The sequence below is a fragment of the Streptomyces sp. NBC_00341 genome (assembly GCF_041435055.1).
Classification (GTDB): Bacteria; Actinomycetota; Actinomycetes; order Streptomycetales; family Streptomycetaceae; genus Streptomyces.
Genome location: NZ_CP108002.1, coordinates 6,946,044 through 6,970,604 on the forward strand (window position 1 = coordinate 6,946,044; position 24,561 = coordinate 6,970,604).

The following is a 24,561-nucleotide window of genomic DNA, read 5'->3' on the forward strand; positions in this document are numbered from 1 at the left end:
CGCTGCATGTTGTGGCTTTTGGATGTCAATAGATGTTCGTTACCTCTGTGAAATGAACAACTCTTGCCATTCGGGTGCGCTGTCGTGAACTATGTGCCTGTCGCCGTGAAGGAGCAGCGGCCGTGCCCCTCACGGGAAGCGGCCCGCCTCCACGTATGCGGGACGTTCTCTCGTTCCATCAGCCCTGGAGGTGCCTGTGACGATGGCAGATGTGCCGGTCACAGCAGCGCGGCAGTCCGTGCCGCAGCCCCGCGACCCGGACGGCGCCGACCTGCCCACCGGGAAGAAGCCCAAGAAGAACCGAATACGGCAGCCGCTCCGGCACCGGCTGAAACGGGACAAAGCGCTTCTGCTCTTCTGCTTGCCCGGTGTTCTGTACTTTGCGCTCTTCTTCTACTTGCCGCTCGCGGGCAACGTCATCGCCTTCCAGGACTACCAGCCGTTCCTGGGCTTCAAGCAGAGCCCGTTCGTCGGGCTCTCGAACTTCACCGCGCTGCTGGCCGAACCGGATTTCTGGAGTGCGGTCTCCAACACGCTCCAGATCACCGCGATCCAGCTGGTGCTGTACTTCCCGGCACCGATCGCCCTGGCCCTGCTGCTCAACTCGCTGATCAGCGAGAAGATCAAGCGGTTCATCCAGACCGTCGTGTACCTCCCGCACTTCCTGTCCTGGGTCGTCGTGGTGGCCATGTTCAAGCAGGTGCTCGGCGGCGCGGGTTCGGTCACCACGCTGCTGATGGAGCACGGCGTCAGCATCGGCAACGTGATGACGGACCCCGGCACCTTCAAGCTGCTGATCACCGCCCAGGCCATCTGGAAGGACACCGGCTGGGGCACGATCATCTTCCTGGCGTCCATCGCCTCGATCGACATGGGCCAGTACGAGTCCGCCGCGATGGACGGCGCCGGCTGGCTCCGCCGGATCTGGCACATCACCCTGCCGGGCATCCGGCCGGTGATCCTGATGCTGCTGATCCTGCGGCTCGGCGACATCCTCTCGGTCGGCTTCGAGCAGATCATCCTGCAGCGTGACGCCGTCGGCCCGGACGCCTCCGAAGTCATGGACACCTATGTGTACTTCCACGGAGTCGTGGACGGCGACTGGGGCATGAGCACCGCCGCCGGCCTGATGAAGGGCGTCATCGGATTCGCCCTCATCCTCGCCGCCAACAAGCTCGCCCACCGCTTCGGCGAGCAGGGAGTCTACCGATGAGCCAGCAGTCCGTCGCGACCCGGCTGCGCAGTGCCAGGTTCGGCCCACGGCCCGGCGGGGGCCTGCGCGTCTCCAACGGCAGGCCGCCGTGGATGGAGCGCCCCCACTGGTACGGACAGGGCGCCAAGGGTCTGGCCCTGATCGTCCTCACCGTGATCGTGCTCTACCCGTTCGTCCTCGCCATCGGCACCAGCCTGGCCGGCCGCGAGGAGCTGAACGCCAACGGCGGTTACGTACTGCTGCCGCATCACCCGACGCTGGAGGCCTACCGGGTCGTCCTGTCCGGCGGGGTCGTCACGCAGGCCGCGCTCGTCTCCATCGGGATCACGCTGGTCGGCACCGCGCTCAGCCTGGCGTGCACGGTGATGATCGCCTACGGGACCTCGCGCCCAGGCACGGTCCTCGCCAAGCCGATCCTGCTGCTGGTGCTGGGCACGTTCCTCTTCGCCCCCGGCATCATCCCGACGTACCTGGCGGTCCAGCAGTTCAAGATGCTGGACACCTACGCGGCGCTGATCCTTCCGGTGCTGCTCAACGCGTTCAACATCGTGGTGGTCCGCTCCTTCTTCCAGAGCATCCCGGAGGAGCTGTACGACGCGGCCCGGATCGACGGCGCCGGTGAGGTCACGGTCCTCTTCCGGATCGTCCTCCCGCTGTCCAAGGCGGTCCTCGCCGTGGTCGGACTGTTCTACGCGGTCGGGTACTGGAACAGCTTCTTCAACGCGGTGCTCTACCTCAACGACTCCGGCAAGTTCCCCATCCAGGTGATCCTGCGCAGCTACGTGCTCAACGGGCAGAGCATCAACGCGTCGGCCATGGGCGTCCACTCGATTCCGCCCTCGACGTCCTTGCAGATGGCCGTGCTGATCATCGCCATCGTGCCCATCTTCTGCGTGTACCCCTTCCTGCAGAAATTCTTCGTCAAGGGCGTTCTCACCGGGGCGATCAAGGGCTGATCCGCCCACCGCCTTCGTCGCCGCCACGCACTTCACACCTTTCAAGGAGCCCCATGTCCACCAACTTGTCCAGGCGCGGATTCATGGGCGCCGCGGGAATCGCCGGCCTGACCGTGGCCGGGCTGTCGACCCTGAGCGCCTGCGGCAGCGGTGCCACGGTCAGCAAGGGCGGTTCCAAGGCGTCGGCCAAGCTCAAGCTGCCGACGTACGCGGCCGTGCAGACCGCCCCCGCGGACCTGGCGGGCAACGCGGCCGGTCTGGACGCCACGTACCTGCGCTACCCCAAGGCCCTCACCAAGTCGGTGGCCAAGGCGCCCGGTGACGGCAGCCGCATCACGGCCCTCACCGAGACGTTCACCACGCCCGCACCGCCGCAGGGCAAGAACGCCTACTGGCAGGAGCTGAACAAGCGCCTCGGGGCGCGGTTCGACATGACGATCGTCGTGGACCAGGGCGTCGACGCCTACCTCCAGAAGTTCAACGCCATGATGGCCGGCGGCGACATACCCGACCTGGTCTGGTTCCCGCCGAACCAGGGCATCCAGCGGGTGCCCGAACTGCTGGACGCCAAGTTCCACGACCTCACCCCCTACCTCTCGGGCGACGCGGTGAAGGACTACCCGAACCTGGCGAACCTGCCGACCACCGCCTGGAAGACCGCCGTGGTCAACGGCAAGATCCGTGGCGTCACCGTGGCCTACGGATCGATGGGCCAGGTCTACGTCGTCAACCAGGACTTCTGGAAGCCGGTCGGCGGCGCCGAGTTCAGCAGCGCGGAGGACTTCCTCGCCAAGGGCAAGGAGCTCCTGGACGCCAAGCGCAACAAGTACGTCCTGGAGCCGGAGTACGTGAACCACACCGGCATGTTCGGCCAGTGGTTCGGCGCGCCCAGCGGCTGGCGCCTGGAGGGCGGCAAGCTGGTCCACATGTACGAGACGGAGGAGTACCAGGAGGCGGTGGCGTTCGCCGTCAAGGTGGCCAAGGCCGGTCTCTTCTGGCCCGACCCCAACCTCTCCACGACCATGGAGAAGATGGCGCAGGGCAGCCTCGGCGCCTATGTGCAGTCCTTCCCCAGCTTCCTGGTGGACGCCAAGACGTACGACTTCCCGTTCGGCGTCATCGTCCCCTTCGCCGCCAAGGCCGGAGCGAAGCCGAGGTACAGCATGGGTTACGGCTCCGTCGGCTACACCGCCATCAACAAGAAGGCCGACGCCAAGCGCGTGAAGATGCTGCTGGGCGTCATGGACTACCTGGCCGCCCCCTTCGGTACGGAGGAGCGCCTCTTCCTCGACAACGGCATCGAGGGCACGCACTTCACGCGTACGGCCAAGGGCGACGTCAAGCTCACCGCCAAGGGGAGCTCGGAGGCGGTGACCACGGCGATGCCGCTGGCCTTCCTCGCCGCGGGCCCCGAGTACATCTACCTGCCCGGACAGCCGGAGCTGGCCGGAAAGATCCACGGCTGGCAGCAGGAGCTCCTCAAGATCAGCCAGACGAACCCGACGAGCGGCCACTTCTCCGACACGTCCACCAGCAAGAGCCCCTCGCTCACCACCGCGATGGCCGACTGCCAGAAGGACATCATCGCGGGCCGCAAGCCGATCTCCGCCTACAAGGAGCAGCTGCGCGAGTGGCGCTCCGGCGGCGGTGACAAGATGCGTGCCGAGTTCGAGGCCTCGCTCGCCGGCAAGTAGCCAGGGGCCGGGGAAGCCGGTCCTCGTCCGCACCACCCGCACCACCCGTACAGACAGAGAAGGGACCCCCGTGTCAGACCTGCGACTCGGCGTCATCGGACTCGGCCTGCGCCGTTCCATCGCGATGTCCGCCCACCACCCCGGACAGGGTTCGGCGATCACCGCCGTCTGCGACCTCGACCCCGAGGTGCGCAGCCGCGAGGCCGAGCGCTTCGGTACGGATGTCGCGGTCGAGGACTACAAGCTGCTCCTCGGCCGGGACGACATCGACGCGGTCATCATCGCCACCCCGGACGACACCCACGAGGCCATCGCCATCGACGCGCTGCGGGCGGGCAAGGCCGTCTTCGTCGAGAAGCCGCTCGGGATCACCGTCGAGAGCTGCGACAACGTCCTGCGTGCCGCGTACGAGACCGGGACCCGGCTCTACGTCGGCCACAACATGCGGCACATGGGTGTCGTGCGGCTGATGCGCGACATCATCGCCCGCGGCGACATCGGTGAGCCCAAGGCCGTCTGGGTACGTCACTTCGTCGGCTACGGCGGCGACTACTACTTCAAGGACTGGCACGCCGACCGGACCCGGACCACCGGTCTGCTGCTCCAGAAGGCCGCGCACGACATCGACGTGCTGCACTGGCTGGCCGGCGGCTACACCCGGCGCGTCAACGCGCTGGGCGACCTGCTGGTCTACGGCGACCTGCCGCGGCGCGAGCCGGACACCCCGCGCCCGGACAACTGGCTGCGCGAGTTCGACTGGCCGCCGACCGCCCGCAAGGACCTGCACCACATCGTGGACGTCGAGGACGTCTCCGTGATGAACATGCAGCTCGACAACGGCGTGGTCGCCGCCTACCAGCAGTGCCACTTCACCCCGGACTACTGGCGCAACTACACCGTCATCGGCACCGAAGGACGGCTGGAGAACTTCGGCGACAGCCCCGGTGACGAGGTCAAGGTCTGGAACACCGGCCCCAGCGGCTACCGCGCGGACGCCGACATCACCTACCGGGTGCCGGAGGCGAAGGGCTCGCACGGCGGCGGTGACAGCCGGATCATGGAGGAGTTCTGCCGCTTCGCGCGCGACGGGGGCGTCACCGACACCTCGCCGGTCGCCGCCCGGATGAGCGTCGCCGCCGGTGTGCTCGCGACCCGCTCGCTGCGTGAGGGCGGTGCGCCGTACGACGTGCCCGCCCTCGACCCCGAGCTGATCGCGTACTTCGAACGCGGTCAGGTCCGCTCCTGAGGATCTGAGGCGTCCGGGCGCTGTCTCGATGTCCCCGGCGGCGACACCGGTAACGGGACCGCGCTCAGGCTGTGGGACTGCGGTGGCGGCGCCAACCAGCAGTGGAACGTGCCGGCCGTTCCTTGGGCCGTATCGCGCCACCGGGCCCCCGTCAGATCGCTTCCAGCGGTCCTGCCGGGGGCCCGGTGGCGTCTGTTTTGAGTCATGCTCGGTGGGTAATCGGCCTCTTCCGGTTTGACGGCGGCTCACTGCGTAATGGCGAAGAAGTAATCATCGGCCAGGGGATACGGCCGTTTCATCCGGATAATCCCGTAAGGCGGACGGTTTCGCCGCTCTCGGACGGTCACCGATGAGCCGTTCCGGGCGGAATGAAACGGCGATTTCAAGCCAGTGAATGGCTGCTGTGTCCGAGTTCGAACGCGCGACCGGAAACCGGTCGGCATAATCGCGTCCATGTCGATCACGGGTGGGCGCGTCGTTGACCTGGGCCGGGGCCTGCACGCCTGGCTCCCGCCGAGGCGGGGCTGGGGGCTGGCCAACTGCGGCCTGCTCGGCTCGCCCCGGGGCGCGCTCTGGATCGACACCCCGTACGACCCGGTACTGGCGGGACAGTTCCTGGCCGAGAGCACGAAACTGCTGCCCGCTGGCGTCACCGTCGACCGGGTGATCGTCACGCACGCCAACGGCGACCACTTCTGGGGCGCGGGCGTGCTTCCCGACGCGGAGATCATCGCGACCCGCGAGGCCCGGGACCACATCCACTACGAGCCCACCCCGAAGCAGCAGCACGCCCTGGTCAACGGCAGCGACCCGGCGGGGCCGCTCGGCGCCTACCTCGGCCGCCACTTCGGCCTGTTCGACTGGTCCGAGACCGAACCGGTCCGGCCGACCACCTACTTCACCGGCGAGCTCGAACTGACCCTGGGGGAGTACCCGGTCCGGATCACCGCCCTGCCGTCCGCCCACACCACCGGTGATCTGATGGTCCATCTGCCGGCCCAGGGCGCCGTGTTCAGCGGCGACATCATCTTCTCCTCGACACCCGGGCAGCCGGGCGACCACCCGATCCACTGGGCGGGCCCGCTGAGCAACGTGATCGCCGCCTGCGAACAGGTGCTGGCCACCGGAGCCGAGACGATCGTGCCGGGCCACGGACCGGTCCTCGACCGGGCCGGGGTACGCGACCACATCGCCTATCTGGAGTACATACGGGAGCGGGCCCACGCCCTCCACGCCGCCGGGGTGCCCGCACCGGAGGCGGCCCGCCGGGTGATCGGCGAGGGCCGCCACCCCGAACTCGGTCTCCCCGAGCGGCTGGTCGTGACCATCGGCAGCGAGTACCGGCAGCTCGACGGCTCGGAAATGCCGGGCGTGCTCCAAGTGATGACAGAGGTGGCCGTGCTCGCCCGGGAAGTGGAGCGGGGAGCGGAACAGCAAGCGGAGCAGACCCGTGAGCCCGCGGGTGCGGTGGAGTGAGCACCCGGCCCGCCGCACAGGCCGGGCCACCCTCCCGGCCCCCGGGCCGGGCCGACCGTCCGGTCCTCCACCGCCGCCCCGGCCGGAGAACCGGCCCGACGACAGAAACGCGGTAACGGCATGGGATGGATCGTGGCGGTGATCGCCGTCGTGGCCGCCGTGGCGGCGACGACGCGCTCGTACGGGTCCGCCCGCTCGGAACAGCTCGCCATGGCCCACGCCGAGCTGACCGAACGGCAGATGAAGGCCGCGGAGGCGCGCACCGCCGCGCTCGTCGACGAGATCCGGCAGCTGGCCCACAGGCGCATCCCGGCCGCCGCGGTCGCCCTCTCGCACTCCAGCGCCCAGGTCCCCGGACTGCGGGAGGCCGCCGAGGTGGACGGCGAGGCCGCCCGGCTGCTCACCGAGGCCGTACAGGCCGCCAGGACCGCCGTCATCGAGGAACGGCAGCGCGTCGACGCCGCCGCCCGTGCGGCGATGCGCGGCACCTCGGCCAAGATCCAGTCGCTGCTCAACCAGTCCCAGCAACTGCTGCACGAGCTCCAGCACGAGTACGACGACCCGCGCATCCTGCAACTGGACTTCCGCAACGAACTGGCCCTGCGCCGGACCCAGTCCACCGCCGTGCTCTGCGACGCCTGGCCCGGCCTGGCCCGGCAGAACTCACCGCTCGTCGAGATCGTGCTCGGGGCCCAGTCCCGCGTCGCCGGCTACGAGCGCATCAAGGTGGCCAACCACCTGCGCGAGGAACGGATCGCGCTCGCGGCCAGGGCCGCGGAACCCCTCGCGATCGCCCTCGCCGAACTGCTCGCCAACGCCACCGCGTACTCCCACCCCGACACCGATGTGACGGTGACACTCCAGCAGAGCGGTGGCCGGGGCGCGTTCCTGGTCGTCGACGACGCGGGCATCGGCATGGACGAGGACGCGCTCGACCGGGCCCGCGCCCTGCTGGCCGGCCCCTCCGAGGTGCTCCTGACCGAGCTGGGCGACCCGCCGCAGACCGGCTTCGCGGTCGTCGGCCGGCTCGTGACGCAGTACGGCTTCCACTGCCACATCGAGGCCTCGCCGTTCGGCGGCATGCGGACCATCCTGCGCGTCCCCGCACATCTGCTGACCGTGCTGAAGGAGGACCGGACCCTCTCCGCCCTGGCACCGGCCCCCGTATCCGCGCAGGCCGCGCAGGCCGAGGAGGCCGCCGCCGCGCCCGCGCAGGAACCGCCGAGGGCGGATCCCGTCGCGGAACCGGCCGGACTGCCCAGCAGGCGCCGGCGCGCACCCCGGCCGGCCGCGGCCCCGGCCCCCGCCGCCGTCCCGGCCGCCGGACAGGTGCCCCGTACACCGGAGCAGGCGGAGTCTTCCTGGGCGGCCCTCCAGCAAGGCACCCTCAACGGCAGGAGCGTCGCCGGGCGGGCCCCCGCACCGGAATCGGACGGCCACGACCACCTGGGCGACCAGGACGACCAAGGAGACGACGAGACGTGAGCGCCCCCAGCCACACCACCGGCGACCTCGCATGGGTGCTGACCCCGCTGCTGGAGCTGCCCGGAGTCCAGCACGCCGTGGTCGCCACCGGTGACGGCCTCATCGAGGGCGCCTCACCCGGCCTCGACCGGGCGTCCGGCGAACGGGTCGCCGCGATGACGGCCACGCTGCACGCCGCGGCGCGCGCCTTCACCACGGCGTTCACCGACGTCGAGGGACCGAAACTGGCCCAGACGGTCGTCGAATCCGATCTGGGCTTCGCCGTCGTCGTACCGGCGGGGAACAACACCACGCTCGCCCTCTTCGCCGAACCCGGCGCCAAACTCGGTGACATCGCCTACCAGATGCAGGTGCAGGTCACCGCGCTGACCCGGGCGATGCACGCGCCCGCCCGCCAACCGGACACCGCCGCCCGGCCATGAGCTCCGGACCGGGACGCCGCCTGATCCCCGCCTATCTGGTCACCGGCGGCCGGTCCCGGCCCGCCGGCCCCGCGCTCGACCGGCTCGCCGTGCTCGTCCGCACCGATACGGCCCTGCCCCCGGACACCGGCTCTGAACAGCGCAGGCTGTGCGAACTGCTGGCACCGGGCGCCCTCACCGTCGTCGAGTGCGCGGCCCATCTGGACCTGCCGGTCAGCGCCACCGTATTCCTGGCCACGGACCTCGCGGCCGCCGGACTTCTGCTCACGCGACCGCCGATACCCAGTGCCGGGGAGATCGACCGGTCGCTCGTCGAGAGGCTGCTCGTTGGACTCCGCTCCCTCCACTGACCGGACCGGCGTCGGCTATCTGCCGACAGCCGCCCGGACCCTGATGAAGATCGTCGTCACGGGTCCCTTCGGCGTGGGCAAGACGACCCTGATCCGTACGCTCTCCGAAATAGCCACCCTCCATACGGAGGAGGCGATGACCCAGTCCAGCACCCTGCTCGACGACACCGCCGGGCTCCCCGACAAGACCACCACCACGGTCGCCATCGACTTCGGACGTCTCACCGTCCTGGACGACCTGGTGCTCTACCTGTTCGGCACACCCGGCCAGCAGCGGTTCCTGCCGCTGTGGGAGGACATCGCGCGGGGCGCGCTCGGCGCGCTCGTCCTGGTCGACACCCGGCGGCTCGGCGACTCCTTCGCGGTCATGGACATGGTGGAGGAGCAGGGGCTGCCGTACGCCGTCGCGGTCAACCGCTTCCCCGACGCGCCCGCCCACAGCGACGAGGTGCTGCGCAAACACCTCGACCTCGCCCCCGGGACCCCGCTGATCCAGTGCGACGCCCGGGAACGGCGCGGCAGCATCGACGCCCTGATCGCGCTGGCCGAACACGTGCTGACCCGACTGCCGCGACCCGAGGACCCGTCATGACCCTGTTCGCACAGCCGCCGCAGCCCGTTGCGCTGTACGGCCCCGACTTCGCGGCCGACCCGCACGGCCACTACCGCAGGCTGCGCGAGGACGGCCCCCTGGCACAGGTCCGGATCGCGCCCGGCGTGGAGGCGATGCTGGTCACGGACTATCAGGCGGCCGTCGACCTGCTGCGCGACACCCACACCTTCAGCAAGGACCCCCGCGACTGGCAGGCGACGGTCCCGCCCGACTCGCCGGTGCTGCCCGTGCTCAGCCACCGTCCCACCGCGCTGTTCAGCGACGGCGAGGAGCACGCCCGCTACCGCGAAGCCATCAACGACAGCCTCGCGCTGATCGAACCGCACATCCTGCGGGCGGAGGTGGCCGGGGCCGCCCAGCAGCTCATCGGGGAGTTCGCGGCCACCGGCACCGGCGACCTCATCGCCCAGTACGCCCGACGGCTCCCGCTGCACGTCTTCATCACCTGGTTCGGCGTCGCACCCGACGACGGTGAACGGATCATCGACGGCATCGGCGGCATGATGAACTCGGCCCAGGGCGCCGCCGAGGCGTACGCCGACCTCATCGACGTCGTCACCCGGCTCGTCGCCGACCGGCGCGCCCGTCCGCGCCGCGATCTGACCTCGTACCTGCTCGCACATCCGGCCCGTCTCGACAACGACGAGACGGTCCGGCAGATAACCCTGGTGATGAGCGCGGGCCACGACCCCACGACCAACCTCATCGGCAACTCCATCCTGCACATGCTCACCGACGAGCGGTACGCGGGCTCGCTGCACGGGGGAGCGATGACCGCGCACGAGGCGATCAACGAGGTCCTGTGGCAGGAACCGCCGATCGCCAACCTGGCCGCGCACTACCCGCGCCACGACACCGAGTTCCACGGGGTGCGGCTGCACGCCGGACAGCTGGTCCTGGTCTCCTTCGGCGCCGCCAACACCCAGTCCGCCGTGGTCACACCGGAAGAAGGGGTCCGTTCCGGGGCCAGCGCCCACCTCGCCTGGTCGGCGGGGCCGCACCGGTGCCCCGCGAAGCAGCCCGCGCTGCTCATCGCGATGACCGCGATCGAACAGTTCACCAGCCAGCTGTGCGACGCGGAACTCACCGTTCCGGTGAGCGAACTGCTGTGGCGGCCCGGCCCGTTCCACCGGGCCCTGGCACACCTTCCGGTTCGCTTCACACCGCTGGACACGACACCCGCCGCCGGCCCGGACGCGGGCTCCGCGACCGTCTCCGGCAGCACTCCGAAGGTGTCGATCGGGTCCTGAACCGTGTCGCTGGTAGGCCGAACGGGTGAGGGGCGAGAGAATTGCCCGATGAACAGTGAGCGCAGCCGGCGCAACGCCGACCGATGCACAGACGGAGTGGTCCGGTGAGCAGGTACGACAGGTATGACGTCACCGACGAGCAGTGGGAGGGACTGGCCCAGGTCGTACCACTGCGCAGCCGCAACGAGTGGCCCTCCCGGGTGGACCACCGGACGGTCCCGGAGGAGCGGGAGAGCGCCGAGCAGCGGCGCATGGTGGTGCTGCGGGTCCAGGTCTTCGCGGACGCGCGCGAGGTGGCCGAGTACCTGGTCGGGCAGGTTCCGGTGCTGCTCGACCTGACCGGCGCGGAACCCGATGTGGCCAAGCGGATCCTGGACTTCACCAGCGGTGTCGTCTTCGGTCTCGGGAGTGGGATGCACCGGGTGGACCGGAACGTCTTCCTGCTGTCGCCCATCGGCATGGAGGTCGAGGGCGTGACGGCGGCGGGTGTGCCGGGAGCCTGAAACGTGGTGAGGTCTACCCCGTTGGGCGGTGTGCCATGCGGGCGGGGGAGGCGGTTCCTTCGATGGAAGGACGAGCGCTCCGGCGGAACGGTTCGGCGGGCAGGCGGGTGCATACGGTCCTTGGCATGACCGCACCCAGCCTCCGTGCCGTTCCGCCCTGCGCGGGTCCTTCACAGTCACCCGGCGCCGACTCCGCCCGTTGGTCCAAGCGTTGTGCCGGACCCGTCGTGACCGAGTTGCGGCTCTCCGCCTTCGCGGCGCACGTGGGCACGGTCCTGCCGCTGGCCCCGCTCACCCTCCTCAGTGGTACGTCGAGTGTGCTGCGGGCCTACGAGGCGCTGTCCCGGCTGGCCGCCGGGGCGCCGCTCGACGAGGTCTTCCCCGACCCGGCGGGGTGCGTGCCCGAAGGGGCCGGGGCCGACCGGCAGGGGCGGCGCTGCTTCCGGATCGGGTGCACGGCGGACGGCCCGGCCGGCCCGGTCCGGCTCGAACTCGCCATCCAGGCCGAGCCCTCCCTGCGGATCGTCGGGGAGCGGCTGACCCTGGCCGGGGTGACCCTGCTCAGCACCGTGCTGCGCGATCCGGGGCAGTCGACGCTCCAGGCGGCCTGGCACACCGCCGACGAGCTTCCGGTGACACGGGAACGGCTGCCGGACGACCGGCTCGGCACGGCGCTGCTGCCGTTGCGGGTCGCGGGCCGGACGCCGGGCCAGCTACAGGTGCTGGCCGCCGCCGAACAGCTGGTCGTCGCTCTGCGCCCGGCCTTCGTCTGCGAACCGCGGCCTCATCGGATGCGGACACCGGTGCCGCCGGGCGAGGGCCGGCTCCGCCGCGACTGCGGGAACCTCGCGGCGGTTCTGCACGCCGCGTACAACGGGCAGGGGCGCGCGCGTGGACGTGGGCGCGGCGATGGGGCCGGACACGGGGGCAGTTACGGGACCGGTTACGGGGACGGGTACGCGTCCGGGCGCCGTCATGCCCGGCTGGTCGCGCTGGCGGACGCCGGATGCGCGCGCCCGGTGACCGGGCTCCGCGTCGAGCGGCTCGCGGACGGGCGGGTCCGCACGGTCCTGGCCAGGGGCGACGGACCCGGCACCCCGCTGGAACGGCTCGGTGACGGCGAACTGCGTTACCTGGCACTGGGCGTGGCCCTGCTCATGGGCCCTGGGACGGACCCGGCGGATGCCGGCTCCGAGGTGCCGGCGGCCCTGCAGACCCGAACGGTGCTGACCGACGGGTTCGACCGCGATCTGGACGGGCGGCAGAGCCGGGAGCTGCTGACCGAGGCGGCCTCGGCGGTGGCCGGTGGCCGGGTCCGGCTGCTCGGCACGGTGACGGAGGCGGGTGCCGCACGGGCCCGCGGGACGGCCGGAGCGACGGTGGTAGACCTGGAACCGTGACAGAACTCGACGTACCCGCCCTGCAACGACGGCTCGCCGCCTTCGCGGCCGCACGCGACTGGGAGCAGTACCACACCCCGAAGAACCTGGCTTCGGCGCTGAGCGTCGAGGCATCCGAACTCATGGAGATCTTCCAGTGGCTGACGCCGGAGCAGTCGGCCCGCGTGATGGAGGAGCCCGGTTCCGCGCACCGGGTGTCGGACGAGGTCGCTGATGTCCTCGCCTATCTGCTGCAGTTCTGCGCGGTGCTGGACATCGATCCGCTCGCGGCGCTGGCGGCCAAGATCGAGCGGAATGAGGCGCGCTTCCCGGCCACGAAGGGTTCGGATACGGCCGTTCGTCACTCTTCGGAGTGATCAACTTATTCACAGTCGACAAGGTGTCCACAGATTTCCGAAATCCTCTGGCTTTTCGGTACCACCGCCCTCACTGTGGGTAATGGAAGAGGTGAGCGGGTTTTCGTACCGAACGGGGGCAACACATGGAAGCGGAGCGGTTGGTAGCGGTCATCAGGCAGGCGCTGGCCCGGAGCAGGGGCACGCCGGACATCATCGCCGAGGCCTGGCAGGCCCAGGCCCTGGCGCAGGCGGTCGGAAGCAGGCTGGCGGCGAGCGGCCCCAAGGAGTTACGGGGCGAGGCGGGAGGCCTCAGCGAGATCGGCGGAAGAAGCAACGGGGCACTGGACCACCCGGCGGCGCGGGCCGGGGTGGCCAGGGCGGCGCAGCTCTCCGAGGTGGCTGACCCGCGCGCCGCGCTGACGGGCCTCGGCGCGCTCCTGGGGGAGGTGGGGATCGCCCTGGTCGGGGTGGCGTGCGAGACGGATGAACAGGGCCTGTACTGGCAGTGCATGGAGGCGATCGACGCCGCCGACGAGTCGACGGACCGGGTCCACGGAATGCTCCGGCTCCTCGACGAACGCGACCGTGAGCGCCGGGAGGATCTGGAGCGCAGCAGGGAGCGGGATGGCCCCCACGGAGTGCTGCACGGACCGGCGGGCCCGGCTGCCGGACGGCCCTGAGCCGTCCCCTGCGCCCGGGGCGATCGGGACACCGCGACGGCGGAGCGGCGGCGAAAGGGAGCGGGAGAAGGCCGGGCGGAGTCCGGGGGTGCAGGATGGATCCATGGATCTTCGAATCTTCACCGAGCCCCAGCAAGGGGCGAGCTACGACACCCTGCTCACCGTCGCCAAGGCGACCGAGGACCTCGGCTTCGACGCCTTCTACCGTTCCGACCACTATCTGCGCATGGGCGGGGGAGACGGCCTCCCCGGACCGACGGACGCCTGGATCACCCTCGCCGGGCTGGCGCGCGAGACCAAGCGGATCCGCCTCGGCACGCTGATGACGGCGGGGACGTTCCGGCTCCCCGGCGTGCTCGCCATCCAGGTGGCACAGGTCGACCAGATGTCCGGCGGCCGTGTCGAACTGGGCCTGGGCGCAGGCTGGTTCGAGGATGAGCACAAGGCGTACGGCATCCCGTTCCCGCAGGAGAAGTTCGGCCGGCTGGAGGAGCAGCTGGCGATCATCACCGGGCTGTGGTCGACCGAGGTCGGCAAGACGTTCAGTTACGACGGCACGTACTACCAGCTCACCGACTCGCCCGCACTGCCCAAGCCGGCGCAGGCCAAGGTGCCGGTACTGATCGGCGGGCACGGCGCGAAGCGCACGCCGAGGCTCGCAGCCACATACGCCGACGAGTTCAATATCCCCTTCGCCGGTCTGGAGGACAGCGACCAGCAGTTCGGCCGGGTCAGGGAAGCGGCCGCGGCGGCGGGCCGGGGGCCGGACGATCTGGTGTACTCCAACGCCCTGGTCGTCTGTGTCGGCAAGGACGATGCCGAGGTCGCGCGCCGCGCCGCCGTCATCGGGCGGGACGTGTCGGAGCTCAAGGCGAACGGCCTGGCGGGCTCGCCCGCCGAAGTGGTCGACAAGATCGGCCGGTTCGAGGCCATCGGGGCTTCGAGGATCTACCTCCAGGTGCTGGACCTCGACGACCTGGACCACCTGGAACTGATCTCGTCGCAGGTCCAGTCCCAGCTCACCTGAGACCGGGAGGAGCACCCATGCAGCCCGCCCGTGATCCCGGCCGTGACGCTCGCGATCCTGGCCGTGACGCCTACGCCTCCGGCCGGCGGCCGTTCGCCGGGACGCCGTCCCGGCCCCTCGCGGACGCCCTCGCTGCGGGGACGGTCCTGCTCGACGGCGGCCTCTCCAACCAACTGGAGTCGCAGGGCTGCGATCTGTCGGACGCGCTGTGGTCCGCCCGGCTGCTCGCCGACGGGCCCGAGCAGATCGAACAGGCGCACACGGCATATGTGCGGGCGGGTGCGCAGGTGCTGATCACCGCCAGCTACCAGGCGAGTTTCGAAGGGTTCGGGCGGCGCGGTACCGGGCGGGCGGAGGCGGCCGCGCTGTTCGCCCGCAGTGTGGAGCTGGCCCGGCGGGCTGCGGCTTCGGTGGAGCGGGATGTGTGGGTCGCCGCCTCGGTCGGCCCGTACGGGGCGGTGACGGCGGACGGCGCGGAGTACCGGGGCCGGTACGGGCTCTCGGTCCGGGAGCTGGAACGTTTCCACCGCCCCCGGATCGAGGCGCTGGCCGCCGCCGGCCCCGACGCGCTGGCACTGGAGACGGTGCCGGACACGGATGAGGCGCAGGCGCTCCTGCGGGTCGCGGAGGAGTCCGGGCTGCCGGTCTGGCTCTCCTACACCGTGGCGCGGGGGGAGACCAGGGCGGGACAGCCGCTGGAGGATGCGTTCGCCCTCGCGGCGGGGTACGAACGGGTGGTGGCGGTCGGGGTGAACTGCTGCGATCCGGCCGACGCGGACCTCGCGGTGCGGACGGCGGCGGAGGTGACCGGCAAGCCGGTCGTGGTCTACCCGAACAGCGGGGAGCACTGGGATGCCGGGGGACGGGGATGGACCGGAGGCGCCACGTTCGATTCCGGCCGGGTCCTTGCCTGGCGGGTGGCGGGGGCCCGGCTGGTCGGAGGCTGCTGCCGAGTCGGCCCCGACACCATCGCGGAGCTGGCCGCGCTGCTCGCCCCACGGGCGGCGAACCGTCTGGAAGGAGGGCGGGAAGAACCGGAGCCGGGCTGAAATTGCCTGGTGGGAGGGAGCGAACCGGACCATACTCGGACGCGTGTTCCTGACGATCAGCACAACCGGCAACCCGGAGCGTCCCGCCACCGATCTCGGATTCCTGCTGCACAAGCACCCCGAGAAGGCGCAGACGTATTCCACCTCCCACGGCACCGCGCACGTCTTCTATCCCGAGGCGTCGGCGGAGCGCTGCACGGCGGCGCTGCTGCTGGAGGTGGACCCCGTGGCGCTCGTGCGCAAGGGCAAGGGCAAGGGCCGGGTCGGTGCCCCCGACGCGGCACTCGCCCAGTACGTCAACGACCGCCCGTACGCGGCCTCCTCGCTGCTGTCCGTCGCGATGAGCACCGTCTTCAAGTCCGCGCTGAGCGGGACCTGCCGGGCGATGCCCGAGCGGGCCGAGGAGACGCTGCCGCTGCGGATCGAGGTGCCCGCACTGCCGGCCCGTGGTGGTGCCGAGCTGGTGCGGGGGCTCTTCGGCCCGCTCGGCTGGTCGCGGGTGGACGCGGTGGCCGTACCGCTGGACGAGCGGTTCCCCGAGTGGGGGGACTCACGGTACGTACAGCTCGTGCTGGAGGGCGAGTTGCGGCTGGCGGACGCGCTGCGGCAGCTGTACGTCCTGCTGCCGGTGCTCGACGACGCGAAGCACTACTGGGTGTCGCCGGACGAGGTGGACAAGCTGCTGCGCGCCGGTGAGGGCTGGCTGGCCGATCACCCCGAGCAGAAGCTGATCACCAGCCGTTATCTGGCCCGGCGCTGGGGGCTGACCAGGCAGGCGATGGAGCGGCTGGAGCTGGTTCGGCTCGCGGAGTCGGACGACCTCGACGTCGAGAGCGTCGACAACGCGGTCGACGAGACGGCCGACACGGAGGAGCGGCCGGTGCCGCTCGCGGAGCAGCGGCGGACCGCGATCCTGGCCGCGCTGAGCGGCGCCGGAGCGAGCCGGGTGCTCGACCTGGGCTGCGGGCAGGGCCAGTTGGTGCAGGCGCTGCTGAAGGACGTGCGTTTCACGGAGATCGTCGGGGTCGACGTCTCGATGCGCGCCCTCACCGTCGCCTCGCGCCGGCTGAAGCTGGACCGGATGGGGGAGCGGCAGGCCGCTCGCGTGACGCTTCAGCAGGGCTCGCTCACGTACACGGACAAGCGGCTCAAGGGTTACGACGCGGCGGTGCTCAGCGAAGTCATCGAACATCTCGACCTGCCGCGGCTGCCCGCGCTGGAGTACGCGGTGTTCGGCTCGGCCCGGCCCCGCACCGTCCTGGTGACCACGCCGAACGTCGAGTACAACGTCCGCTGGGAGACGCTCCCGGCCGGGCACGTCCGGCACGGCGACCACCGCTTCGAATGGACCCGGGCCGAATTCCGGGACTGGGCGGGCGAAGTGGCCCGCCGGCACGGGTACGGGGTGGAGTTCGTGCCCGTCGGACCCGACGACCCCGAGGTGGGGCCGCCCACCCAGATGGCCGTGTTCACCATGACCGCGGCCGACGAGAAGGAGAAGGAGGCGAGAGCCGCATGAGCGGGACGAACGACAGCACCGGTGACAGCACCAGTGACAGCACCAGCCGGAGCGCCCCGCGCGTCCTGCCGGTGACCGACCTCTCCCTCGTGGTCCTCATCGGGGCGAGCGGCTCGGGCAAGTCCACCTTCGCCCACCGGCACTTCAGCCCGACCGAGATCATCTCCTCGGACTTCTGCCGGGGCCTGGTCGCCGACGACGAGAACGACCAGAGCGCCAGCCGGGACGCCTTCGACGTCCTGCACTACATCGCGGGCAAGCGACTGGCCGCCGGACGGCTGACCGTCGTCGACGCCACGAACGTCCAGCCCGAGAGCCGCCGGCAGCTGGTGAAGCTGGCCCGGGAACACGACGTGCTGCCCATCGCGATCGTGCTGGACCTGCCGGAGGAGGTCTGCCAGGCGCGCAACGCCGCCCGCCCCGACCGGGCGGGCATGGGCCGCCATGTCGTCCAGCGCCACCGCCGCGAGCTGCGCCGCTCGCTGCGCGGACTGGAGCGCGAGGGCTTCCGCAAGGTCCACATCCTGCGCACGGAGGACGAGGCCGGGCACGCCGAAGTGGTGCGGGAGCGCCGCTACAACGACCTCCGCCATCTCACCGGCCCGTTCGACATCATCGGTGACGTCCACGGCTGCAGCTCCGAGCTGGAGACCCTGCTCGGCAAGCTCGGCTACGCGGACGGTGCGCACCCCGAGGGACGTACCGCGGTCTTCGTCGGAGACCTCGTCGACCGCGGACCCGACAGCCCCGGCGTGCTGCGCCGCGTGATGTCGATGGTGTCGGAAGGCAACGCGCTCTGCGTGCCCGGCAACCACGAGAACAAACTGGGCCGCTACCTCAAGGGCCGCAAGGTCCAGCAGACCCACGGACTCGCGGAGACCGTCGAGCAGCTGGAGCGGGAGGACAGCAAGGACCCGGAATTCCGCCAGCGGGTCGGCGAGTTCATCGACGGGCTCGTCAGCCACTACGTACTGGACGGCGGCGAGCTGGTCGTCTGCCACGCAGGGCTGCCGGAGAAGTACCACGGGCGCACCTCCGGACGGGTCCGTTCGCACGCGCTGTACGGCGACACCACGGGCGAGACCGACGCGTTCGGCCTGCCGGTGCGCTACCCGTGGGCGGAGGACTACCGGGGCCGGGCCACGGTCGTCTACGGCCACACCCCCGTACCCACCACCTCCTGGGTCAACAACACCATCTGCCTGGACACCGGCGCCGTCTTCGGCGGGAAGATGACCGCGCTGCGCTGGCCGGAGCGTGAACTCGTCGACGTACCGGCCGAGCAGGTCTGGTACGAGCCGGCGAAGCCGCTGGCCTCCGAGGCGCCGGGCGGCCACGAGGGCCGTCCGCTGGACCTCGGCGATGTGCGGGGCCGGCGGATCGTGGAGACCCGGCACATGGGCCGGATCGCGGTGCGCGAGGAGAACGCGGCAGCCGCGCTGGAGGTCATGAGCCGGTTCGCCGTCGACCCCCGGCTGCTGGCCTACCTGCCGCCGACCATGGCGCCGACGGCCACCTCGAAGGAGGAGGGCTATCTGGAGCACCCGGCCGAGGCGTTCGCGCAGTACCGGGCGGACGGCGTGGCCAGGGTCGTGTGCGAGGAGAAGCACATGGGCTCGCGGGCGGTCGCCCTGGTCTGCCGGGACGCCGACGTGGCGCGGGAACGCTTCGGGACGGGGGACGCCGCCTCCGCTGCCGGGGGAGAGGGCGGCCCGACGGGTGCCCTGCACACCCGCACCGGACGCCCGTTCCTGGACGACACCGCGCTGACCGAGGTGGTCCTGGGCCGGCTGCGCGCCGCCGTCACCGCCGCCGGGCTGTGGGAGGAGTGGGACACCGACTGGGTGCTCCTCGACGCCGAGCTGATGCCCTGGTCCCTCAAGGCGGCCGGACTGCTCCGCTCGCAGTACGCGGCGGTCGGCGCCGCGTCCGGCGCCGTCCTCCCCGCGGCCGAGGCAGCCCTCGCGGCGGCGGCGGAGCGCGGCATCGACGTCGGCGCGCTCGCGGACCGGCAGCGCGGCCGGGCCGAGGACGCGGCCGCGTTCACCGAGGCCTATCGCCGTTACTGCTGGAGCACCGAGGGGCTGGACGGAGTGCGGCTGGCACCGTTCCAGGTCCTCGCGGTGCGGGGCCGCTCGCTCGCCACCGTTCCCCATGACGAGCAGCTGGGCTGGCTGGACCGGCTGGTGGAGCACGACCCCACGGGGCTGCTCCAGGTCACCCGGCGGCTCGTCGTCGACACCGCCGACGAGGCGTCGGTGCGCTCCGGCATCGACTGGTGGCGGGAGATGACCGGCCGCGGCGGCGAGGGCATGGTGGTCAAGCCGCTCGGCGCGTTCGCCAGGGACGACAAGGGGCGCCTGGTCCAGCCGGGCATCAAGGTGCGCGGCCGGGAGTACCTGCGGATCATCTACGGACCGGAGTACACCCGCCCGGAGAACCTGGAGCGGCTGCGCGGCCGGTTCCTCGGCCACAAGCGCTCGCTCGCCCTGCGCGAGTACGCCCTGGGGCTCGAAGCCCTGGACCGGCTGGCCGGTGGCGAGCCGCTGTGGCGGGTGCACGAGGCGGTGTTCGCGGTGCTGGCGCTGGAGTCGGAGCCGGTGGACCCGCGGCTGTAGTGCCGGTGGACCCTCGCCCGTGGTGACGGTCCGCGCGGGAACCGGCAGGCGATTCGCCGGGTGAACGGCGCTCCGCGCGGTGAGGATGTGGGCATGGGATTCCATGTCGACTCCGAGGCCGGGCGGCTGCGCCGCGTCATTCTGCACCGCCCCGATCTGGAACTGAAACGGCTCACCCCGAGCAACAAGGACGCGCTGCTCTTCGACGACGTGCTCTGGGTGCGCCGGGCCCGCCAGGAGCACGACGGGTTCGCGGACGTGCTGCGCGACCGCGGGGTGGAGGTGCATCTCTTCGGCGACCTGCTCCAGGAGTCGCTGGAGATCCCGGTGGCCCGGCGCCTCGTGCTGGACCGGGTCTTCGAGGAGAAGGAGTACGGCCCGCTCGCCACCGAACACCTGCGGGCCGCCTTCGAGGAGCTGTCCGCCGCCGAACTCTGCGAGGCGCTGGTCGGCGGGATGACCAAACGGGAGTTCCTGGGCCGGTTCCGGGAGCCGACCTCGGTCCGCTTCCACGTCATGGACCTGGACGACTTCCTGCTCGGGCCGCTGCCGAACCACCTCTTCACCCGCGACACCTCGGCCTGGATCTACGACGGGGTGTCCATCAACGCCATGCGCTGGCCGGCCCGGCAGCGCGAGACCGTCCACTTCGAGGCGATCTACGGGCACCATCCGCTCTTCACCGGCCCCGACGCGGGCGCCTTCCACCACTGGTCGCAGGGGCAGGACGACTACCCCTCCACCATTGAGGGCGGCGACGTCCTGGTCATCGGCCGGGGCGCCGTCCTCATCGGGATGAGCGAACGCACCACCCCGCAGGCGGTGGAGATGCTGGCCCGCGGACTCTTCGACGCCGGGTCCGCCCGGACGATCGTGGCGCTCGACATGCCCAAGAGCCGGGCCTTCATGCACCTCGACACGGTGATGACGATGGTCGACGGGGACACCTTCACCAAGTACGCGGGCCTGGGCATGCTCCGCTCGTACACCATCGAGCCGGGAGACGGCCCGCGTGATCTCAAGGTCACCGACCATCCGCCCGAGCACATGCACCGCGCCATCGCGGAGGCGCTGGGGCTGGACTCGATCCGGGTCCTCACCGCCACCCAGGACGTGCACGCCGCCGAGCGCGAGCAGTGGGACGACGGCTGCAACGTGCTGGCCGTCGAACCGGGCGTCGTCGTCGCCTACGAGCGCAACGCCACCACCAACGCCCATCTGCGCAAGGAGGGGATCGAGGTCATCGAGATCCGCGGCAGCGAACTGGGCCGGGGCCGGGGCGGGCCCCGCTGCATGAGCTGCCCGGTGGTGCGCGATCCGGTGTAGCGCGGGGCCGGCGGGAGGGCCCCGAACGCCCTGTATAGCGATGCATTGCATCGTATAGACTTCCAGGGTTACCGTATGCGTCCCCCCGCCCGACCCAGGAGCAGTCACCATGGCCATAGACCTCGCAGGCCGCCACTTCGTCAAGGAGCTGGACTTCACGGCCGAGGAGTTCCGCGGCCTGATCGAGCTGGCCGCCGAGCTGAAGGCCGCGAAGAAGGCGGGGACCGAGGTGCAGCGCCTGCGCGGCCGGAACATCGCGCTGATCTTCGAGAAGACCTCGACCCGTACCCGGTGCGCGTTCGAGGTGGCCGCCGCCGACCAGGGTGCGGCCACCACGTACCTCGACCCGTCCGGCTCCCAGATGGGGCACAAGGAGTCGGTGAAGGACACCGCGCGCGTCCTGGGCCGGATGTTCGACGGGATCGAGTACCGGGGCGACAGCCAGGCGGCCATCGAGGAGCTGGCGGAGTACGGCGGGGTGCCGGTCTTCAACGGACTCTCCGACGACTGGCACCCCACCCAGATGCTCGCCGACTACCTCACCATGACCGAGCACAGCACGAAGCCGCTGGAGCGGATCGCCTTCGCCTACCTCGGTGACGCCCGGTTCAACATGGGCAACTCCTACCTGGTCACCGGCGCCCTGCTGGGCATGGACGTGCGGATCGTCGCGCCGAAGGCCTACTGGCCCGCCGACGGGATCGTCGCGGAGGCCCGCAGGCTCGCGGAGGTCAGCGGCGCGACCGTCACGCTCACCGAGGACATCGCGGAGGGCGTGCGCGGCGCCGACTTCATCGCCACCGACGTCTGGGTCTCGATGGGGGAGCCCAAGGAGGTCTGGGACGAGCGCATCGCCGCCCTCGCGCCGTACGCCGTCACCATGGACGTCCTGCGGGCCACCGGCAACGCCGACGTGAAGTTCCTGCACTGCCTCCCGGCCTACCACGACCTCGGCACGAAGGTGGGGCGGGAGATCCACGCCCGGCACGGTCTGACCGAGCTGGAGGTCAGCGACGAGGTCTTCGAGTCGGCCCACTCGGTCGTCTTCGACGAGGCGGAGAACCGGATGCACACGATCAAGGCGGTGCTGGTCGCGACGCTGGCCGGGCGCTGATCAGGACAGACCGCATGTTCATGCGCGCAATTGGGTGAATATGCGCATGGGTGCCTATCATGGTCCCGTTGGTGGGGTTCGAGCTCGCACGCTCGAACCCCATTTTCGTGCGCCCCACCGGCCCCCCACGCGCCCCGGCGCACCTCCCCCCGCATGCGCCACCAGAGATGAGAACACCCCCGTGAGCCCCCTGCGTCTGCCCGGCCCGCCGTACCGCGTCAAGGACCCCCACCAGCTGATCGCGGAGTCGGGAGCCGACCTTGAGGGGCACGGCCTCAAGCGCACCATGGGGCTCTTCCAGCTGGTGTGCTTCGGAGTCGGCGCCGTCGTCGGCACCGGCATCTTCGTCGGCCTCTCCGACAGCGTGGCCGAGGCCGGACCCGCCGTCGTGCTGTCCTTCGTCCTCGCCGCGGTCACCTGCATCTTCACCGCGTTCTCCTTCGCCGAGCTGGGCAGCGCCATCCCGGTGTCCGGCAGCTCGTACTCCTTCGCGTACGCCACCCTCGGTGAACGCGTCGCCTTCCTCGTCGGCTGGTGCCTGCTCCTGGAGTACGGCGTATCCGTCTCCGCCGTGGCGGTGGGCTGGAGCCAGTACGTGAACGAGCTGCTCGACAGCCTCTTCGGACGGCAGCTGCCCGCCGCGCTCTCCTCGGGACCCGGCGACGGCGGCGTGATCAATCTGCCCGCGGTCATCGTGGTCATGATGGCCGCCACCCTGCTGGTGCGGGGCATCCGGGAGAGCGCCGGGGCCACCGCCGCGATGGCGGTCCTCAAGATCACCGTCCTGGTGATGTTCTGCGCCATCGCCTTCACCGCCTTCGAGCACGGCAACCTCACCCCGTTCGCGGCCCACGGCGCGGGCGGGGTCACCGCGGGGGCGTCGCTGGCGTTCTTCTCGTACATCGGGTTCGACGCCATCACCACCGCGGGCGAGGAGGTCAGGAACCCCCGGCGCAACATCCCGATCGCGATCATGATCTGCATCGGCCTGGTCACGCTGCTCTACTGCGCGGTCGCCCTCGCCGCCATCGGCGCCCTCGGCCCGGACGCCGTATCGGACAAGCCGGCCGCGCTCTCACTGATCGTCGACCGGGTCACCGGCTCGACGATCGGCGGCGGGATCATCGCCTTCGGGGCGATCGTCGCCATCGCCTCCGTCGTCCTCGCGGTGATGTACGGGCAGACCCGCATCCTCATGTCGATGTCGCGCGACGGACTGGTCCCGCGGGTCTTCGAACGGGTCTCGCCGCGCACCTCGACGCCGGTCGCCAACACCTGGATCGTGGCCACCGTCTTCGCGGTCCCGGCCGCCTTCTCCTCACTCGACGTGGTGGTGAACCTGACGACCATCGGCACGCTCGCCACCATGGTCGCGGTCAACATCGCGGTGATCGTGCTGCGCCGCCGCAACCCCGAGGTGCGGGGCGCCTTCCGGATCCCGCTGCACCCCGTCGGCCCGCTTCTCGGCGTCGGCTTCTGCGTCTACCTCATGTACGGGACCGGCTGGACGACCTGGGTGCAGTTCGCGGTGTTCCTCGCGGCCGGCGCGGTGCTGTACGCCTGCTACGGCCGAAGCCGGTCACGGCTGGCGGGCCGGACCGGGTCCTGATCCAGGCGGAACGCGCCGGTCCGGAAGTCCGTCAGTCCACCGGGCCGGCCTGGGACGGCAGGGTGAACCACACCGCCTTGCCCTGTTCCGTCGTGCGGTGACCGCAGGACGAGCTGAGGGTGCGGATCAGCAGCAGCCCCCGGCCGTGCTCCTGCCAGGGGTCGGGCTCGCTGCCGGGCCCGGGGCGGGAGAGATCGCCCGGCGGTGCGGGATCGCGGTCGTGCACCTCCACCTGGCAGCCGGTCGGCAGCAGCTCCACCACCAGCTCGACCGGTTCGTCGCCCAAGGTGTGCTCCACCGCGTTGGCGACCAGTTCGGCGGTGAGGAGTTCGGCGGTGTCGCTGTCCGCCGAGGCCTCGATGTCCGCCAGCGCCGTACGGATCAGGGCGCGCGCGATCGGCACGGCCGCGGCCGTGTGCGGCAGCGCGATCCGCCAGGAGGCGGGGGCGGGGACATCGGGGGGCACGGCGGGGGGTTCCATTCGGAGTCGAAACGTTCCTGGAACGCATTGCTTCTTGGTTCAACCGTACGAAGCATCGCGGCTCGGACAAGGGGCTGTCGACCGGTACGAAGGGGGACTTTCGTCACTGCGTTCCCCGCTCCGCGTGTCCCCGGCCTCACGCTCCGCGCATCATCTATCGCGTACTCGTGACGGGAGTCACGTAGGAGTGAT

At 70.8% G+C, this 24,561-nt stretch carries 22 protein-coding genes and 1 pseudogene; 22 read left to right on the forward strand and 1 reads right to left on the reverse strand.

All coding sequences use genetic code 11. From position 1 onward, the window contains the following. Window positions 1–202 precede the first annotated feature (202 nt). The 22 genes and pseudogenes from OG892_RS31235 (at window position 203) to OG892_RS31340 (ending at window position 23,888) form a co-directional block, all read left to right on the forward strand. Complete coding sequence (locus tag OG892_RS31235; RefSeq protein WP_371630817.1) at window positions 203–1,213, forward strand: ABC transporter permease; 1,011 nt, start codon at window positions 203–205, stop codon at window positions 1,211–1,213. Then, window positions 1,210–2,169, forward strand: a complete 960-nt coding sequence (locus OG892_RS31240) for a carbohydrate ABC transporter permease (protein ID WP_079193352.1) — start codon at window positions 1,210–1,212, stop codon at window positions 2,167–2,169. The genes OG892_RS31235 and OG892_RS31240 overlap by 4 nt, the downstream gene beginning before the upstream one ends. 53 nt (window positions 2,170–2,222) lie before the next feature. Continuing rightward, entirely contained in the window at window positions 2,223–3,863 is a 1,641-nt protein-coding gene (locus OG892_RS31245) for a twin-arginine translocation signal domain-containing protein (protein WP_073734770.1), read from the forward strand. Between the two features lie 70 nt (window positions 3,864–3,933). Then, complete coding sequence (locus OG892_RS31250; RefSeq protein ID WP_073734771.1) at window positions 3,934–5,109, forward strand: Gfo/Idh/MocA family protein; 1,176 nt, start codon at window positions 3,934–3,936, stop codon at window positions 5,107–5,109. 18 nt (window positions 5,110–5,127) lie between these two features. Then, window positions 5,128–5,310 (forward strand): annotated as a pseudogene (locus OG892_RS31255) (RICIN domain-containing protein); the annotation flags it as partial. A 252-nt stretch (window positions 5,311–5,562) separates the two neighbouring features. Next, complete coding sequence (locus OG892_RS31260; protein WP_371630818.1) at window positions 5,563–6,585, forward strand: MBL fold metallo-hydrolase; 1,023 nt, start codon at window positions 5,563–5,565, stop codon at window positions 6,583–6,585. A 120-nt stretch (window positions 6,586–6,705) separates the two neighbouring features. After that, window positions 6,706–8,070 (forward strand): ATP-binding protein, encoded by a 1,365-nt coding sequence (locus tag OG892_RS31265; protein ID WP_328865004.1) that lies wholly within the window; start codon window positions 6,706–6,708, stop codon window positions 8,068–8,070. After that, on the forward strand, window positions 8,067–8,492 hold the full coding sequence (locus tag OG892_RS31270; RefSeq protein ID WP_073734774.1) for a roadblock/LC7 domain-containing protein: 426 nt from the start codon (window positions 8,067–8,069) through the stop codon (window positions 8,490–8,492). The genes OG892_RS31265 and OG892_RS31270 overlap by 4 nt, the downstream gene beginning before the upstream one ends. Continuing rightward, the gene (locus tag OG892_RS31275) at window positions 8,489–8,842 is read left to right on the forward strand and encodes a DUF742 domain-containing protein (protein ID WP_073734775.1); all 354 of its coding nucleotides are present in this window, start codon (window positions 8,489–8,491) and stop codon (window positions 8,840–8,842) included. The genes OG892_RS31270 and OG892_RS31275 overlap by 4 nt, the downstream gene beginning before the upstream one ends. Next, window positions 8,820–9,434 (forward strand): ATP/GTP-binding protein, encoded by a 615-nt coding sequence (locus OG892_RS31280; protein WP_073734776.1) that lies wholly within the window; start codon window positions 8,820–8,822, stop codon window positions 9,432–9,434. The genes OG892_RS31275 and OG892_RS31280 overlap by 23 nt, the downstream gene beginning before the upstream one ends. After that, window positions 9,431–10,705 (forward strand): cytochrome P450, encoded by a 1,275-nt coding sequence (locus tag OG892_RS31285; protein ID WP_371630819.1) that lies wholly within the window; start codon window positions 9,431–9,433, stop codon window positions 10,703–10,705. The genes OG892_RS31280 and OG892_RS31285 overlap by 4 nt, the downstream gene beginning before the upstream one ends. 83 nt (window positions 10,706–10,788) lie before the next feature. Further along, window positions 10,789–11,208 carry a cell division protein SepF gene (locus tag OG892_RS31290; RefSeq protein WP_199884366.1) on the forward strand — a complete coding sequence of 140 codons (420 nt, stop codon included), beginning with the start codon at window positions 10,789–10,791 and terminating at the stop codon, window positions 11,206–11,208. 125 nt (window positions 11,209–11,333) lie between these two features. Then, entirely contained in the window at window positions 11,334–12,608 is a 1,275-nt protein-coding gene (locus OG892_RS31295; protein ID WP_371630820.1) for an ATP-binding protein, read from the forward strand. Then, entirely contained in the window at window positions 12,605–12,964 is a 360-nt protein-coding gene (locus OG892_RS31300) for a nucleotide pyrophosphohydrolase (RefSeq protein WP_073734780.1), read from the forward strand. Before OG892_RS31295 ends, OG892_RS31300 begins: the two co-directional genes overlap by 4 nt. Window positions 12,965–13,089: 125 nt before the next feature. After that, complete coding sequence (locus OG892_RS31305; protein WP_073734781.1) at window positions 13,090–13,626, forward strand: DUF6099 family protein; 537 nt, start codon at window positions 13,090–13,092, stop codon at window positions 13,624–13,626. A gap of 103 nt (window positions 13,627–13,729) precedes the next feature. After that, entirely contained in the window at window positions 13,730–14,653 is a 924-nt protein-coding gene (locus OG892_RS31310; RefSeq protein WP_371630821.1) for an LLM class F420-dependent oxidoreductase, read from the forward strand. Window positions 14,654–14,670: 17 nt separating this feature from the next. Beyond that, the gene (gene mmuM, locus OG892_RS31315; protein ID WP_371630822.1) at window positions 14,671–15,702 is read left to right on the forward strand and encodes a homocysteine S-methyltransferase; all 1,032 of its coding nucleotides are present in this window, start codon (window positions 14,671–14,673) and stop codon (window positions 15,700–15,702) included. Between the two features lie 43 nt (window positions 15,703–15,745). Beyond that, window positions 15,746–17,221, forward strand: coding sequence for a 3' terminal RNA ribose 2'-O-methyltransferase Hen1 (locus tag OG892_RS31320; RefSeq protein WP_371630823.1), 1,476 nt, complete (start codon window positions 15,746–15,748; stop codon window positions 17,219–17,221). Further along, on the forward strand, window positions 17,218–19,839 hold the full coding sequence (locus OG892_RS31325; RefSeq protein WP_371630824.1) for a polynucleotide kinase-phosphatase: 2,622 nt from the start codon (window positions 17,218–17,220) through the stop codon (window positions 19,837–19,839). Before OG892_RS31320 ends, OG892_RS31325 begins: the two co-directional genes overlap by 4 nt. Window positions 19,840–19,932: 93 nt before the next feature. Then, the gene (locus OG892_RS31330) at window positions 19,933–21,165 is read left to right on the forward strand and encodes an arginine deiminase (protein ID WP_073734784.1); all 1,233 of its coding nucleotides are present in this window, start codon (window positions 19,933–19,935) and stop codon (window positions 21,163–21,165) included. 109 nt (window positions 21,166–21,274) lie between these two features. Then, the gene (gene argF, locus OG892_RS31335; RefSeq protein WP_371630825.1) at window positions 21,275–22,279 is read left to right on the forward strand and encodes an ornithine carbamoyltransferase; all 1,005 of its coding nucleotides are present in this window, start codon (window positions 21,275–21,277) and stop codon (window positions 22,277–22,279) included. 181 nt (window positions 22,280–22,460) lie between these two features. Then, the gene (locus OG892_RS31340; protein ID WP_371630826.1) at window positions 22,461–23,888 is read left to right on the forward strand and encodes an amino acid permease; all 1,428 of its coding nucleotides are present in this window, start codon (window positions 22,461–22,463) and stop codon (window positions 23,886–23,888) included. Between the two features lie 31 nt (window positions 23,889–23,919). Here OG892_RS31340 and OG892_RS31345 read toward each other — a convergent pair whose 3' ends face one another. Further along, window positions 23,920–24,354, reverse strand: coding sequence for an ATP-binding protein (locus OG892_RS31345; RefSeq protein ID WP_073735186.1), 435 nt, complete (start codon window positions 24,352–24,354; stop codon window positions 23,920–23,922). Window positions 24,355–24,561: the final 207 nt, after the last annotated feature.

Excerpts from the sequence above, each read along its gene's own strand:
- OG892_RS31235 (WP_371630817.1), top strand. The coding sequence starts at position 203 with ATGGCAGATGTGCCGGTCACAGCAGCGCGGCAGTCCGTGCCGCAGCCC.
- OG892_RS31240 (WP_079193352.1), top strand. The coding sequence starts at position 1,210 with ATGAGCCAGCAGTCCGTCGCGACCCGGCTGCGCAGTGCCAGGTTCGGC.
- OG892_RS31245 (WP_073734770.1), top strand. The coding sequence starts at position 2,223 with ATGTCCACCAACTTGTCCAGGCGCGGATTCATGGGCGCCGCGGGAATC.
- OG892_RS31260 (WP_371630818.1), top strand. The coding sequence starts at position 5,563 with ATGTCGATCACGGGTGGGCGCGTCGTTGACCTGGGCCGGGGCCTGCAC.
- OG892_RS31265 (WP_328865004.1), top strand. The coding sequence starts at position 6,706 with ATGGGATGGATCGTGGCGGTGATCGCCGTCGTGGCCGCCGTGGCGGCG.
- OG892_RS31275 (WP_073734775.1), top strand. The coding sequence starts at position 8,489 with ATGAGCTCCGGACCGGGACGCCGCCTGATCCCCGCCTATCTGGTCACC.
- OG892_RS31285 (WP_371630819.1), top strand. The coding sequence starts at position 9,431 with ATGACCCTGTTCGCACAGCCGCCGCAGCCCGTTGCGCTGTACGGCCCC.
- OG892_RS31290 (WP_199884366.1), top strand. The coding sequence starts at position 10,789 with ATGCACAGACGGAGTGGTCCGGTGAGCAGGTACGACAGGTATGACGTC.
- OG892_RS31295 (WP_371630820.1), top strand. The coding sequence starts at position 11,334 with ATGACCGCACCCAGCCTCCGTGCCGTTCCGCCCTGCGCGGGTCCTTCA.
- OG892_RS31305 (WP_073734781.1), top strand. The coding sequence starts at position 13,090 with ATGGAAGCGGAGCGGTTGGTAGCGGTCATCAGGCAGGCGCTGGCCCGG.
- OG892_RS31310 (WP_371630821.1), top strand. The coding sequence starts at position 13,730 with ATGGATCTTCGAATCTTCACCGAGCCCCAGCAAGGGGCGAGCTACGAC.
- mmuM (WP_371630822.1), top strand. The coding sequence starts at position 14,671 with ATGCAGCCCGCCCGTGATCCCGGCCGTGACGCTCGCGATCCTGGCCGT.
- OG892_RS31325 (WP_371630824.1), top strand. The coding sequence starts at position 17,218 with ATGAGCGGGACGAACGACAGCACCGGTGACAGCACCAGTGACAGCACC.
- OG892_RS31330 (WP_073734784.1), top strand. The coding sequence starts at position 19,933 with ATGGGATTCCATGTCGACTCCGAGGCCGGGCGGCTGCGCCGCGTCATT.
- argF (WP_371630825.1), top strand. The coding sequence starts at position 21,275 with ATGGCCATAGACCTCGCAGGCCGCCACTTCGTCAAGGAGCTGGACTTC.